This window comes from Pseudomonas sp. BR20, assembly GCF_050780135.1.
In the GTDB taxonomy this organism is placed as follows: domain Bacteria; phylum Pseudomonadota; class Gammaproteobacteria; order Pseudomonadales; family Pseudomonadaceae; genus Aquipseudomonas.
In genome coordinates this window covers 1,837,197-1,851,040 of record NZ_CP172012.1, presented here as the reverse complement: position 1 = coordinate 1,851,040, position 13,844 = coordinate 1,837,197, and the positions used below count along the sequence as shown (strand labels likewise).

16 protein-coding genes and 1 tRNA gene are annotated in these 13,844 nt (G+C 58.9%); 9 read left to right on the top strand and 8 right to left on the bottom strand.

From position 1 onward, the window contains the following. Positions 1-60 precede the first annotated feature (60 nt). The 6 genes from ACHPFG_RS08300 to ACHPFG_RS08275 all read left to right on the top strand — a co-directional run bounded on the left by ACHPFG_RS08300 (position 61) and on the right by ACHPFG_RS08275 (position 4,175). The gene (locus tag ACHPFG_RS08300) at positions 61-459 is read left to right on the top strand and encodes a hypothetical protein (RefSeq protein ID WP_431702065.1); all 399 of its coding nucleotides are present in this window, start codon (positions 61-63) and stop codon (positions 457-459) included. After that, positions 456-677, top strand: a complete 222-nt coding sequence (locus tag ACHPFG_RS08295; RefSeq protein WP_431702064.1) for a hypothetical protein — start codon at positions 456-458, stop codon at positions 675-677. The genes ACHPFG_RS08300 and ACHPFG_RS08295 overlap by 4 nt, the downstream gene beginning before the upstream one ends. After that, entirely contained in the window at positions 674-1,216 is a 543-nt protein-coding gene (locus ACHPFG_RS08290) for a phosphohydrolase (protein WP_431702063.1), read from the top strand. The genes ACHPFG_RS08295 and ACHPFG_RS08290 overlap by 4 nt, the downstream gene beginning before the upstream one ends. Before the next feature lie 543 nt (positions 1,217-1,759). Next, on the top strand, positions 1,760-2,749 hold the full coding sequence (locus tag ACHPFG_RS08285) for a phosphoadenosine phosphosulfate reductase family protein (RefSeq protein ID WP_431702062.1): 990 nt from the start codon (positions 1,760-1,762) through the stop codon (positions 2,747-2,749). Further along, a complete protein-coding gene (xisR, locus tag ACHPFG_RS08280; protein ID WP_090408080.1) occupies positions 2,746-2,961 on the top strand; it encodes an excisionase family protein in 216 nt (71 codons plus the stop codon). The genes ACHPFG_RS08285 and xisR overlap by 4 nt, the downstream gene beginning before the upstream one ends. After that, entirely contained in the window at positions 2,958-4,175 is a 1,218-nt protein-coding gene (locus tag ACHPFG_RS08275) for an Arm DNA-binding domain-containing protein (protein WP_184744345.1), read from the top strand. The genes xisR and ACHPFG_RS08275 overlap by 4 nt, the downstream gene beginning before the upstream one ends. Positions 4,176-4,286: 111 nt before the next feature. On the opposite strand, the gene ACHPFG_RS08270 is transcribed toward ACHPFG_RS08275, so the two are convergent. From ACHPFG_RS08270 to dapA, 5 genes are all read right to left on the bottom strand, one after another. Further along, positions 4,287-4,376, bottom strand: a tRNA-Ser gene (locus tag ACHPFG_RS08270). Between the two features lie 83 nt (positions 4,377-4,459). Beyond that, entirely contained in the window at positions 4,460-5,173 is a 714-nt protein-coding gene (gene purC, locus ACHPFG_RS08265; protein WP_027604309.1) for a phosphoribosylaminoimidazolesuccinocarboxamide synthase, read from the bottom strand. Positions 5,174-5,200: 27 nt separating this feature from the next. Beyond that, positions 5,201-5,959 (bottom strand): MBL fold metallo-hydrolase, encoded by a 759-nt coding sequence (locus ACHPFG_RS08260; protein ID WP_027604310.1) that lies wholly within the window; start codon positions 5,957-5,959, stop codon positions 5,201-5,203. Positions 5,960-5,963: 4 nt separating this feature from the next. Beyond that, positions 5,964-7,079, bottom strand: coding sequence for an outer membrane protein assembly factor BamC (gene bamC / locus ACHPFG_RS08255; RefSeq protein WP_027604311.1), 1,116 nt, complete (start codon positions 7,077-7,079; stop codon positions 5,964-5,966). A 17-nt stretch (positions 7,080-7,096) separates the two neighbouring features. Next, positions 7,097-7,975 carry a 4-hydroxy-tetrahydrodipicolinate synthase gene (gene dapA / locus ACHPFG_RS08250; protein WP_131697108.1) on the bottom strand — a complete coding sequence of 293 codons (879 nt, stop codon included), beginning with the start codon at positions 7,973-7,975 and terminating at the stop codon, positions 7,097-7,099. Positions 7,976-8,248: 273 nt separating this feature from the next. Between dapA and ACHPFG_RS08245 the strand changes: the two genes are divergently transcribed. Then, positions 8,249-8,809 carry a glycine cleavage system protein R gene (locus ACHPFG_RS08245; RefSeq protein WP_003172487.1) on the top strand — a complete coding sequence of 187 codons (561 nt, stop codon included), beginning with the start codon at positions 8,249-8,251 and terminating at the stop codon, positions 8,807-8,809. A gap of 10 nt (positions 8,810-8,819) precedes the next feature. Then, positions 8,820-9,293, top strand: a complete 474-nt coding sequence (locus tag ACHPFG_RS08240; protein WP_431702061.1) for a peroxiredoxin — start codon at positions 8,820-8,822, stop codon at positions 9,291-9,293. Between the two features lie 60 nt (positions 9,294-9,353). Here ACHPFG_RS08240 and ACHPFG_RS08235 read toward each other — a convergent pair whose 3' ends face one another. Then, positions 9,354-10,424: an AI-2E family transporter gene (locus ACHPFG_RS08235; RefSeq protein WP_053136801.1), complete on the bottom strand. Its 1,071-nt coding sequence runs from the start codon at positions 10,422-10,424 to the stop codon at positions 9,354-9,356. A 31-nt stretch (positions 10,425-10,455) separates the two neighbouring features. Further along, positions 10,456-10,695: a sulfurtransferase TusA family protein gene (locus tag ACHPFG_RS08230; RefSeq protein WP_003172483.1), complete on the bottom strand. Its 240-nt coding sequence runs from the start codon at positions 10,693-10,695 to the stop codon at positions 10,456-10,458. A gap of 95 nt (positions 10,696-10,790) precedes the next feature. Here ACHPFG_RS08230 and ACHPFG_RS08225 point away from each other — a divergent pair, with 95 nt between their 5' ends. Next, complete coding sequence (locus ACHPFG_RS08225) at positions 10,791-12,224, top strand: M48 family metalloprotease (RefSeq protein ID WP_431702060.1); 1,434 nt, start codon at positions 10,791-10,793, stop codon at positions 12,222-12,224. Positions 12,225-12,291: 67 nt separating this feature from the next. On the opposite strand, the gene ACHPFG_RS08220 is transcribed toward ACHPFG_RS08225, so the two are convergent. Further along, positions 12,292-13,731, bottom strand: a complete 1,440-nt coding sequence (locus ACHPFG_RS08220) for a DegQ family serine endoprotease (RefSeq protein WP_339541923.1) — start codon at positions 13,729-13,731, stop codon at positions 12,292-12,294. Between the last annotated feature and the right edge of the window lie 113 nt (positions 13,732-13,844).

Genomic DNA, 13,844 nt, shown 5'->3' with positions numbered 1-13,844 from the left:
TGCACCACCGCAACCGCTGCACCACCAGCCAAGCGGAACAAAACAGTAGGAGCAAACCACATGACGGCATTTGAAATTTTCGCATTAATCAGCTTCGTAATTGCACTCGCCATTCTGTACTGGGTCGGGTACCGAGGCGGCTTAAGGGACGGCTGGAGCGAAGGCTACGACGACGGCCACGCTAAGGGCTACATCCTGGGCATTGAGGAGGGCGAGTCATCGGGCGCTACTGCTCTCGAAAACGCCACACGGCGATGTGAACGCCTGGAACTGATTTTGATCAGGGAACCCCAGGACCGTCAGATCCTTCTGGCCATCGCGGGAAAACTCAAACTCGCCGCCGATTTCTTCCACGCCATCAAATCGGAAAGCCACGCAACTCAAGCACTCATTTTACGTGACCACGCGTTGAACATGGCCGACGAGTTGAATTCCTTCTATCAGGAGTATGCAGCATGAGTCGCGCTATCCCAATGCTGCGTCTGACGCCCCAAGCCGCTGGAACACTGCAACAGCAGTACACCGAGACCATGAAGGAACTGAGCGCATTAACACGCCACAACAAAGAATTTGACCGACAGTTGAAAGCGCTGATTGGTTACGACGCACTCCGCGAATTGCATAAAACAACTGACAACGCCCTGCTGCTGGCCGATCTCGTGAAGGAGGCCGCATGAACTGGATCCTCACCCACACCGGCAAGCGTTTTGATCTGTTCGAGCCTGACGCCGACATGATCGATCCACGGGACATCTCCCACTCACTGGCACACCTCTGCCGCTTCAACGGGCATACCCGCGAGTTCTACAGCGTGGCTCAACACAGCTGCATCGTCGCCGAGCTGGTGCCGGAAAAACACAAGCTCGCCGCCTTACTCCACGACGCGCCAGAGGCGTACCTGGGCGACATGACCAAGCCACTTAAGCAGTGGATACATGCATACCAAGACTTTGAAGACTGGGTATGGCAACGCGTGTGCCAGCGCTTCGACATTGCTGCGGAACTTCCTGCATGCGTTCACCAGGCAGACTTGATTGCGCTGGCCACCGAACGCCGCGACCTCATGCCAACCGATCCGGCTATATGGGATTGTTTGGTCGGCATACAACCCGTGGCTGAAATCATCCGTCCATGGCCTGCCGCAGAAGCCCGACTCACCTATCACCAGCGCCTGATGGACCAACTCGCTGTCGAACATCGGAGGAAAGCGGCATGAAGAACCAACAGGAAAACATCAGCGCCGTGGCCGCTTTACTCCGCAGCACCAGTGGTGTCGACACGCCAGAAACAAACAGTCTCAGCTGCGCAGCAGCAGGCATTACTGCTCCTTCCAGCGTCACTACCAAGGCACGTATACCCCACGAAAAGCTGCGCGGGGCAGCGGTCAGCGATGCAACGCATACCGCTTCAGGACGCCCGCCCGCGCAGCTTGTCGTGGGGTATGCGCACGCTTCGGGACATATAAGCGTGGCTCAGCCGAGGGGTGCCGTATGACGGTCTTTCTTTTGCTCTACCTGTGCGCAGACGCCACACGAACGAACTGCCAGGTATTGCTAGCTCAGCATTGGAATGGACCGGACGCATACGAGCAGTGCATTGGCACCATTCCTGGGCTCACCAAAGCACTGACAGCCCCCAACCGGAAACGGCACCGCTTCGTGTGTGAGATCCAGTCTGACGGCGCACAACCTGCTGAACAGAAATTACCGCCGTCGCGTGCTCATCAATCGTTTCGGATGTAACAGGAAGAGGTGCATCAATGACTACGCACAACATCATCAGCCTCAGCGGCGGCAAAGACAGCACGGCGACGCTACTGGTCGCAATTGCCTTAGAGGCACCCAACCTGCAGGCCGTCTTCGCGGACACCGGCAACGAGCACCAACAGACCCACGAGTACCTGGATTACCTGGAACAAGCTACACGCACGAAAATAACCCGCGTGCGTGCTGATTTCACCCAGCGTATTGAAGGCAAGCGCCGATTCATCGAATCGAAATGGCGGGCGCAAGGCATAGCAGAGGAGGTAGTGCTGGCAGCGTTGGACGTGCTGCAGCCAACCGGCAACCCGTTCCTAGACCTGTGCATCTGGAAAGGCCGGTTCCCTAGCCGCAAAGCCCAGTTCTGCACCATAGAGCTGAAACGCGACCCTATGTTTGAACAAGTAGTTATGCCTTTGATGGATGCCGGCGACATGATCCTGAGCTGGCAAGGTGTACGCGCTGAAGAATCGCTTAACAGGCGATATTTGCCCGAGTGTGACGAAGTGGGCGGCGGCCTATTTAACTACCGGCCGATCTTAAAGTGGGATATTCCAGCAGTGTTCGAGGCTCACCGCTACATGGGTATCAAACCGAATCCGCTTTATTCCCAGGGCATGGGGCGCGTCGGCTGCATGCCCTGCATCAACTGCCGCAAGGATGAATTACGCGAAATTGCCCTCCGGTTCCCTGACGTGATTGACCGGATCGATCGCTGGGAGCGAACTGTCCAGCAGGCCAGCAAACGCGGCGCCGCCACGTTCTTTGCAGGGTCAAACGCCAAGCATCCAAAGGGCTCTATTGCAAACATGAGTGCGATCGAAGTGATGGAGATCGCTAGCATTCGCCAGGCCGTCGAGTGGTCCAAGACCGCTCGAGGAGGTATCCAGTACGACCTGATGATTGCAACAGATGCGCAGGCCTGCTCCAGCGCATACGGACTCTGTGACACAGATCCTGAACTCGTGAAAACACCGGAGGCAGCATGAGCGCAGCAGAAAAACTCGACTTCAACATCACCCCCGGCGCATGGTTTCGCCAGGATCTGCTGTACCCGGTCTTCGGCCTAAGCACCGAAGCGGTTCGCAAATACCGCTCCCGAGGTCTGTGGCTTGAGGGCAAGCACTGGCGTTACGACCCAGCTAACGTGATCGTCTACAACCGAGCGGCCATTGAGCGTTGGATGGAAGGGAAGCCATGATCAACAAGATGCCAACTGGCGTGGAGATGAACGGCAAGCAACTCCGCATCTGGTTCATCTTCAACGGTCAACGGTGCCGGGAACCACTGGAAGGGATCTCGAAGGTAAACAAGGCCGCGATCGCCTACGCCGACAACAAGCGACGTACCATTCTCGCGGAAATCAAAGAGGGCCGCTTCGACTATGCGGCCCACTTTCCCAAATCGCCAAGAGCTGCCATGTTCACCGGGACTGGCGGTCCTTCGCTCAAGCGTACCGTAAAGGAAGGTATTGACCGCTGGCTGGAGGTTCAACGCGCGCTCAAAGCTTCGAGCACCGTCATCAACTACGTCAGTAAAGCTGTGCACGTCGAGAACAAATTCGGCAAGCGTCGAATCGTCGACATCAGTAAGAGCGACATCGAGTTGTTTCAAGCACAGTTACTCAAGCAAGGCTTGGCCCCGAAGACAGTGAATGACATTTTTACCGTCATCCGAGGTATCTGGGCCGATGCATTCGGCGATGGCATCCTGAAAGCTAACCCGCTCGACAGGATCAGCAACGTCGGATCGGACGTCGACCTGGAGCATGCCGACCCTTTTAGTCGTACCGAGATCAAGCTGATCGCCGAAGCAGATCCTGACCGCCGAACTGACACCAGGATGATTGAGTTCAACTGCTGGGCCGGATTGTCCCTTTCCGAGCTCATCGGACTCGCCGTTGAAGACGTAGATCTTGAAGCCGGCCTGGTACACGTCCGCCGCGCACTGGTGGTAGGAGAATTCAAAGTCCCCAAAGAGCGCTCCAGGGTTCGAGCCATCGAACTCATAGACCCAGCCCTCGTACTAATGAAAGAGATAGTTGCCGCCGCAAAGGAAGCTGTAGCCGAAGAGATCACCGTTATCCAACGCGACAACATCACGTCCAAGAAGATGAAAGTCAGGTTCCTTTTCCGCAGTTCGACCAGCGGTTTACTCTGGAACGGCAAGACATTAAGCAACTGGTTCACTGCCCATCTGAAAAAAGCAGAGGTCCGCCACCGAGGCGCCAACCAATGCCGCCACACGTTTGCCAGTCAAATGCTGTCGAGTTACGTTCCGGTCGAATGGGTGGCCAGGCAACTGGGGCACGCCGATACAACCATGGTGCGAAAGCATTACGGGAGATGGATACCGAAGGACACCAAGAGCATGGCGGGTATCGTGTCGAAAATGTTGGGGTTTAGGCCGGACTAGAGCGGTATACAGGGAAAGGTTTTTGCCCTAAAAATGCCCTAAATGGTATGAAGAAAACGAAAAAGCCCCTTTAATCTCTAACGATTACAGGGGCTTAGTCATATTCAATAATGGCGGAGAGATAGGGATTCGAACCCTAGGTACCGGTGAAGGTACAACGGATTTCGAATCCGTCCCATTCGGCCACTCTGGCATCTCTCCAACGGCGCGCATCATAACAGCCTGTTTCGTGGAAGCAAAGCGCAGAAGCGATTTTTTTCCGTGCTATCAGATGCTTGCGTCGATTAAAGCGGTACGCCGAGACGCTTGGCGACTTCTTCGTAGGCTTCGATCACATCACCGAGGCCTTGGCGGAAGCGGTCCTTGTCCATCTTCTTCTTGGTGTCCTTGTCCCATAGGCGGCAGCCGTCCGGGCTGAATTCGTCGCCGAGGACGATGGAGCCATCGTGGAACACGCCGAATTCCAGTTTGAAGTCCACCAGCAGCAGGCCTGCGTCGTCGAACAGCTTGCTCAGCACGTCGTTGACCTTGAGGGACAACTCCTTCATGCGTGCCAGTTGCTCAGCGGTGCCCCAGCCGAACGCCACGACGTGGGATTCGTTGATGAACGGGTCGCCCTTGGCGTCGTCCTTCAGGAACAGCTCGAACGTGTAAGGGTTGAGCTTGAGGCCCTCTTCGACGCCCAGGCGCTTGACCAGGCTGCCGGCGGCGTAGTTACGCACGACGCATTCCACCGGGATCATGTCCAGCTTCTTCACCAGGCACTCGTTGTCGCCCAGCAGTTTGTCGAATTGGGTCGGAATGCCGGCCGCTTCGAGTTTCTGCATGATGAAGGCGTTGAACTTGTTGTTCACCATGCCCTTGCGATCAAGTTGTTCGATGCGCTTGCCGTCGAACGCCGAGGTGTCGTTGCGAAACAGCAGGATCAGGCGGTTGGCGTCGTCGGTCTTGTAAACCGACTTGGCTTTGCCGCGGTAGAGTTCTTCACGTTTTTCCATGATGGGCTCCGCTTTGAGTGAGGTGGGCTAGGCGATATGTCGCCAGTCGAGCCCTGAATCTTGATCGGCCAGTTGCAGCCAGTCCGGGTCGCACCCGAGGGTGTCGACAAAACATTGCCGGGCAAGCGTCGGCAGGTTGTTCTTGCTGCTCAAGTGGGCCAGGACCAGGTGTTGCAGGTCTTGCCAACCCAACTCATACACCAGGTACGCCGCCTGATGGTTGTTCAAATGTCCCAATTCGCCGCCGACCCGTTGCTTGAGAAAGTACGGATAGTGACCGCGAGCCAGCAGGTCTCGGCAGTGGTTGGACTCGATCATCAAGGCATCGAGGTTCCGGTAGCCGTCCAGCACCTTGGCGCAGTAGGAGCCCAGGTCGGTGAGCACGCCGAAACGCCGCTCTCCGTCACTGAATACATACTGCGTCGGTTCCTGGGCATCGTGCGCCACGGCAATCACATCGATGCTCAGGGCACCGATTTGCAGCTGCTCGCCACCAGCCAGGAAACCTGCGGGTTCTATGGGTTTGCGCATCCCGCGCAATGTGCCGCGACTGAGGTACACCGGAAGATTGTAGCGCCGAGACAGCAAACCCACGCCATGCACGTGGTCGGCATGTTCGTGGGTCACCAGAATCGCGCTCAGCTGCGAGGGGTGAACCCCCAGGCGCAGCAGGCGCCGCTCGGTTTCCTTTAACGAGAAACCACAATCCACCAGCACGTACGTGTCGTCATGGGCGACCAGCGTGCCGTTCCCTTGGCTACCGCTGCCGAGAACGGCAAAACGCATCGGATCAGCCCAGGTTGTCCTGAATCACGCCCAACACCTTGCGCGCTGTTTCAGCCGGCGCCACGGTGTTGATGTTCTTCTCGACGGTGACTTGCACAGTCTCGCCAACCTTGCTCAAACGCACCTGATAACGCTCGGCGCGGGTCTCGATTTCTTCCTTGGTCGGCTTGCTGCCGAACAGTTTGCCGAAGAAACCAGGCTCTTCGTCTTTGCGCTCGGCCTTTTCAGCCACGTTGATGTAGTACAGGCCCAGGCTGCGGTTGATGTCTTCAACACGCCAAGGGCCTTGCTCCAACGCGCGACCGACGCTGGCCCAGGCGCGATCCAGGTCTTCACCCAGGTTCAGCACCACGTTGCCGCTGCCGTCTTCGGTGAGGCTGACGCGGCTCGGGGTGTCGTAATCACGGGCGGCGAGCAGGGAAACGGAACCGCCCTTCTCGGAGATACGGCTCATGCTGGCCAGCATCTCGTCGACCAATGCCGAGTCGACACCGGTGTTGACCGAGCGATTGGTGAAGTCGACGTTTGCAGTGCTGCCGGCAGGACGCTCGGCGCTGACCACATAGACTTCACTGGTGTTGCGCTGCACGCCTGGCTCGATGCGCACACGCACACGGGCTTCGCTGTCGGCGGCGACACCACCGGCCTGCAGGCGCTTGGCCATAGTGGCGGACAGCTCGCTGCCCTGCTGCCATGCCGTGGTGAATTCACCGGTCTGCGGGCGCTGCTCGTCGATGCGGAAACCGTTGTCCTGGAAGAACTGCACCGCTACCGGCCAGACTTCGGCAGGTGGGCGCTGTGCCACGATCCAACGCGAATCACCGCTCTTCTGCAGGCTGTAGTCGCTGGCATCCGCCACGGCCGAGATCGGCTGTGGACGCGGCACCACGTATTCACCCTTGGTGGTGTCGTCGGCAACGTTGCGTGGAATCGGCAGCAACGGGTCAAGGCGCTTGGCGACGTTGACGTCCGGCGGCAACTGCATCGGTTTGGTTGCTTGTGCTTCCAGGTAATCGCTGCCGCGGTCACGGAAGTAGCCTTCCGGGCCCCAGATCCAACCGCAGCCACTGGTGCTGGAGATAATCAAGGCAAGTGCGGAAAGTCCGGCCAATCGCTTCATGCGTAGTGCTTCCTCAATTAAACCAGGACGCCGGACTGGCGCAGGGCCTGTCGCAGCGGTTCGTGACAGGCTTCGCTGAGGCGGGTGAGCGGCAGACGGATACCGTCCGGCATCAGGCCCATCTCGAACAGCGCCCACTTCACGGGAATAGGGTTGGATTCGATAAACAGTGTCTTGTTGAGCGGCATCAGCTTCTCGTGGATCGCACGGGCGGTCACGGCGTCGCCGGCAATGGCGGCGGCACACATGTCGCTCATGGCGCGCGGGGCCACGTTGGCGGTCACGGAGATATTGCCCTTGCCGCCCAGCAGGATCAGCTCGACAGCCGTGGCGTCGTCACCGGAATACAGCAGGAAGTCGCTGCTCACACCAGCCAGGATGTCCTTGGCGCGCTGCAGGTCGCCGGTGGCTTCCTTGATGCCGATGATGTTCGGCACGGTGGACAGGCGGATCACGGTCTCGGCCTTCATGTCGCACGCGGTACGACCCGGCACGTTATAGAGGATCTGCGGGATGTCGACGGCTTCGGCAATGGTGCGAAAGTGCTGGTACAGGCCTTCCTGGGTCGGCTTGTTGTAGTACGGGGTCACCAGCAGGCAAGCGTCGGCGCCAGCTTTCTTGGCGTTTTTGGTCAGCTCGATGGCTTCGCGCGTCGAGTTGGCGCCCGTGCCGGCGATCACGGCAATACGCCCCGCGACACGCTTGACCACGAATTCGATCACCTTGATGTGTTCTTCCACATCAAGGGTGGCCGATTCACCTGTGGTGCCGACCGCCACGATGGCGTTGGTGCCTTCTTGCAGGTGGAAGTCCACCAGTTTGCCCAGGCTGTCCCAGTCGAGATGACCTTGTGCATCCATGGGTGTGACCAGTGCCACCATACTGCCCGCAATCATGCAACCGCTCCTGCCGGAAAAAGAGAGCCGTAATGGTACTGGCGCCAAGATGCTTGTACAAGCGAAGTACCGCCTGAGGATGCGTTCTGGCGCAACTAAACGACGGGCAATGCCATCATTGAGCCAAAGCACGGGTTGAGGCAGGGCAAAATCAGGCGGATCACGCAATGAAAACGCCACCTCCTATCCCTTGGCGACGCTTTTCGCTACCCTTCATGCTTTGATCGATACAGCCCTCACAGTATCGACCGCTCATCGTTTTAGGAAGGCTGCATGTCCACCCCCACAGTTCGCGAACAATTCCTTGTTATCAGTGCCCTCGGCGCCAACCCCATGGAGCTGACCAACGTCCTGTGCCGCGCCAGCCATGAAAACCGCTGTGCCGTGGTGACCTCCCGCCTGACCCGCCATGGCGAGTGCAGTGCGCTGGTCCTGCAGATTTCCGGCACCTGGGATGCCCTGGCGCGCCTGGAGACCGGCCTGCCGGGCCTGGCCAAGAAGCACGACTTCACCGTTAACGTAGTGCGCAGCGCCGCGCTGGAAAATCGCCCGCAGGCGCTTCCTTATGTGGCGTATGTCAGCTCGGCCTACCGTTCGGACATCGTCAATGAGCTGTGCCAGTTCTTCATCGACCATAACGTCGAGCTGGAGAACCTGACCTGCGACACCTACCAGGCACCGCAAACCGGCGGCACCATGCTCAACGCCACCTTCACCGTGACCTTGCCGGCCGGCGTGCAGATCAGTTGGCTGCGCGACCAGTTCCTGGATTTCGCCGATGCCCTGAACCTCGACGCGTTGATCGAACCGTGGCGCCCACAGAACCCAATGTAAGGAAGTAACCATGGCGGTAGTCATCGATAAACCGGTCGCCGATTTCGAAGCCCAGGCCACCAGTGGCCAGACCTTCAGCCTTGCCGCCCTCAAGGGCAAGCAAGTGGTGATCTACTTCTACCCGAAGGACAGCACCCCGGGCTGTACCACCGAAGGCCAGGGTTTCCGTGACCAGTACGCAGCATTCAAGGCCGCCAACACCGAAGTGTTTGGCGTGTCGCGCGACAGCGTGAAGTCCCATGAGAACTTCAAGGGCAAGCAGGAATTCCCGTTTGAGCTGATCAGCGACAAGGATGAAGCGGTCTGCCAGTTGTTCGATGTCATCAAGCTGAAGAAGCTGTACGGCAAGGAATACCTGGGCGTGGATCGCAGCACCTTCCTGATCGACAAGGAAGGTGTGCTGCGCCAGGAATGGCGCGGCGTGAAGGTGCCAGGCCATGTAGATGCCGTTCTGACCGCAGCCCAGGCATTGAGCAAGGCCTGATCTGTAGCGCGGACCACTGTGGTGAGGGACACACCCCCTCACCACAATTCTCTCCTGCCGCTACAACAACGGCGCCACCACCGGCTCCTGCCGCGGCCACGCATCCAGCACGGCCTTGAACAGCGTCGCCAGGGGAATCGCAAAGAACACCCCCCAGAATCCCCACAGCCCACCAAACAACAACACCGCGCAGATGATCGCCACCGGGTGCAGGTTGACCGCCTCCGAGAACAGCAGCGGCACCAGTACGTTGCCATCCAGGGTCTGGATGATGCCGTAGACCGCCATCAGGTAGATGAACTGGTCGCTCCAGCCCCACTGGAACAAGGCTATCAAGGTCACCGGCACCGTCACCACCACAGCGCCGACATACGGCACCACCACCGAAATACCGACCAGCAGTGCCAGCAAGGCGGCGTAGTTGAGGTCCAGCGCGATAAACGCGATGTAGGTAACGCCCCCACAGATAATGATCTCGATGACTTTGCCACGAATGTAGTTGGCAATCTGCCGGTTCATTTCCTCGGCCACCCGGGTGATCAACGCCCGTTCGCGTGGCAGATAGCCGCGCACCCAGCGCCCGATCATGGCGCGGTCCTTGAGGAAAAAGAACACCAGGATCGGGACGAGCACCAGGTAGATCATGATGTTGACCAGCAGTGGCAGGCTGGACAGGGAAAAGGTCAGCGCCCATTGCCCGAACTTGCCGATTTCGCCGCGCGCCACTTCTATGGCCTGCAACACCTGCTCGTCCGAGACCAGATGCGGGTAGCGCTCCGGCAACAGCAGCAATAGCGACTGCCACTTGGCGAGCATGCCCGGCAACTCATTGAACAGCGTGATCAGTTGGTGCCACAGCAGCGGCAGCACCACCACGATAAACACCACCAGCAGCCCCATGAACAAGGCAAATACCAGGCCCACTGCTGCACCGCCCGGCAAGCGTAAACGCTCCAGGGTGGTGACCAGCCCCTGCATCAGGTAAGCCAGCACCATCCCCGCCAGCACCGGCGCCAGCATGCCACCCAAGGTGAGTACGGCCGTAAAGGCCAGAAACAGCAGGACCGCCAGCACCACGGCTTCTTCATCGGAGAAGTAGCGCTGGATCCAGTCTCGTAACACTTTGAACATCAATCAACCTCGGGTGATAGGGGCGAACGGCTCAGGCCTTGCGCAACCAGTAACGGTACACACCGGCGACGTCTTCTTCATGCAGCAGGGTGTGGCCGGCCAGCTTGGCAAACGTGCGAAAATCCCGTTGGGAACCTGCGTCTGTGGCAATCACTTTGAGCACAGCACCGCTGGCCAATCGATTGAGCTCCAGCTTGGCCTTGAGCAGAGGCAATGGGCAATTGAGGCCGCTGGCATCGAGTTCGGCATCAAAGGCTACAGCGTCGGTCATGGTTTTACTCCGGGCAAGCGTTCGGGGTGCTTAGAATATCTGGTCCGAAGCTCAGTGTCCGGCTACAGTAAGCTCTTTGTCGAAAGGCTCTGTGCATGACTTTTTTGCGCCCTACCCTGCTGACGCTGGCTTGCCTGCTGGCCTCCCCAGGCTTCGCTGACGACCTGCCGTCACTTGGCGACGCCAGTTCTGCCATTGTCTCGCCACAACAGGAGTATCAGTTGGGCCGCGCCTGGCTGGCCTATCTACGGGGCCAGGTCTCCCAGCTGAACGACCCTCAGCTCAAGGACTACGTGGAAACCAGCGTGTACAAGCTGGTGGAAACCAGCCAGGTGAATGACCGGCGCCTGGAATTCATCCTGATTAACAGTCCGCAGTTGAACGCCTTTGCCGCACCCGGCGGTATCGTCGGCGTGAACGGCGGCCTGTTTCTCAATGCCCAGACCGAAGGGGAATATGCGTCGGTACTGGCACACGAACTGGCTCACTTGTCCCAGCGCCACTTCGCCCGTGGTGTCGAGGCGCAGCAGCGCATGCAGATCCCAATGATGGCCGCCCTGCTCGGCGGCATCATTGCGGCCGCCGCCGGCGCAGGGGACGCGGGTATTGCTGCGATCGCCGGCACACAGGCCGCGGCCATCCAGGAACAACGGCGGTTTTCTCGCCAGAATGAACAGGAGGCGGACCGTATCGGCATCGTCAACCTGGAGAAAGCAGGCTACGACCCGCGTTCCATGCCGACCATGTTCGAACGCCTGATGCGTCAGTACCGCTTCGACGCGAAGCCGCCGGAATTCCTGCTGACTCACCCGGTGACCGAGTCGCGTATCGCCGACACCCGCAACCGCGCGGAACAAGCCAAGGCTGGCGGCAAGGAAGACAGCCTGCGCTACCAGCTGATTCGCGCACGGGTACAGCTGCAATACGAAGACACCTCAGGACTCGCCGCCAAGCGCTTTCAGGCGCAACTGGACGAGAACCCAAAAAACGATGTGGCACGCTATGGACTGGCCATCGCCCAGATCAAGGCCTCCCAGTTCAAGCAGGCACGGGAAAGCCTGCAACCTTTGCTGGCCAAGGCGCCCAATGACATCACCTACAACCTGGCGCAGATCCAGCTGGACATCGACAACAACCGCCTGCCCGATGCCCAGCAGCGCACAGACCGGATGCTGACCCAATACCCGGGCAACTACCCACTGAATCAGATTCGGGTAGATCTGTTGCTTAAGCAGAACCGCACTGCCGATGCGGAAAAAGCCCTGGATGGCTTGCTCAAGTCGCGCCCGGACGATCCGGACGTGTGGTACCAGGTCGCCGAGACACGCGGTTTGTCCGGCAACATCATCGGCCTGCATCAGGCGCGTGCCGAATACTTTGCATTGGTGGGTGACTTTCAGCAGGCGATTCAACAGTTGGACTTTGCCAAACGTCGCGCCGGCAGCAATTTCCCGCTGTCGTCACGTATCGATGCACGCCAGCGTGAGCTGATCGAACAGGAACGCCTGGTTAAAGGCATGATGAGCTAAACCCATCGCCCACAAAAAAGCCCCGCCCTCGTAAAACGAGCGCGGGGCTTTTTATTGGCCGGGTGGGTTACTCGGCCAGCTTGAAGGTAATGAAGCTGGCGCGCCCCTGACGAAGCACGCGCATCGATACCGAGCGGTTCTTCGGCAACGCCTTGGCGATGTCGGTGAACTGCTTGGTAGTGTCAATCGCCTGATTGTTCAGGTGAGTGATCACGTCGCCAGGCTGCAGGCCGATCAAGGCTGCAGGGCCGTCCTGCACTTCCTTGATTACCACACCGCTTTTGAGGTCGAAGCTTTTCTTCTGCTCATCGGTCAGCTCAGCCACGGCAATACCCAGGCGGTTGCTGCTGCGCTCGGCGCCCGGTTTGGTATTACCCAGGGCATCCAGGGTCGCGCCCTCTTCAGGGATCGCACCCACGGTCAGCTCAACATTCTGGCGCTTGCCGTCACGAATCACTTCCAGCTTGGCCTTGCTGCCGGCCTTGAGTGCGCCAACCAAGTGGGGCAGGTCGGCCGACATAACGATCGGTTGACCGTTCATGCTCAGGATCACGTCGCCGACTTGCAGGCCGCCTTTGGCAGCCGGGCCATCGTCCTGGATTTGCGCGACCAGGGCGCCGGCCGGTTTGTCGAGGCCGAAGGATTCAGCCAGGTCCTTGTTTACTTCCTGGATGACCACGCCCAACCAGCCGCGACTGACCTTGCCACCGCTTTTCAGCTGATTGGAAACATCCATGGCCACGTCGATAGGAATGGCGAACGATACCCCCATGAAGCCACCGGAACGGGTGTAGATCTGCGAGTTGATGCCCACCACTTCGCCCGCCAGGTTGAACAACGGGCCACCGGAGTTACCCGGGTTGATCGGCACGTCGGTCTGGATGAACGGCACATAGTTCTCGTTCGGCAGGCTGCGACCAATGGCACTGACGATACCCTGGGTGACGGTATGGTCAAAACCAAACGGCGAGCCGATAGCTACCACCCACTGCCCAGCCTTCAGGTCCTGGGACTTGCCCAGCTTCAGCACCGGCAGGTCTTTGCCCTCGATCTTCAGCAAGGCCACGTCGGAACGCGGGTCTGTGCCTACCAATTTGGCTTTCAGTTCACTGCGATCGGCCAGGCGCACGAGGATCTCGTCGGCGTCGGCAATCACATGGTTGTTGGTGAGGATGTAGCCATCTGGCGAGATGATGAAGCCCGACCCCAGGGACTGCGCTTCACGCTGGCCACCACCGCCGCCACGAGGCGTACGCGGTTGTGGCATGCCACGCTCGAAGAACTCGCGCAGCATAGGCGGCAGGCCTTCCAGGTCAGGCATTTGCTGGTTGGAGACTTTGCGATCCGGCAGCTTCTGGGTGGTACTGATGTTCACCACGGCAGGCGAGGCTTGCTCAACCAATTGGGTGAAGTCAGGCAACTCGACCGCTTGCGCGGATACGGCCTGACCCAGCACCAATACCGTGGCGACTATGGATAGGTAGGACTTCAAACGTGGTATCGACATACAGCTCCCGTTACGACGAGCAGGGTTGAGCGACAGGGTTCAATAAACGCCGAAAACTGCGACCGACATTTTTGTTCCGCGAACAAAACAAGGCCAGAGCCGACAAGCCCTGA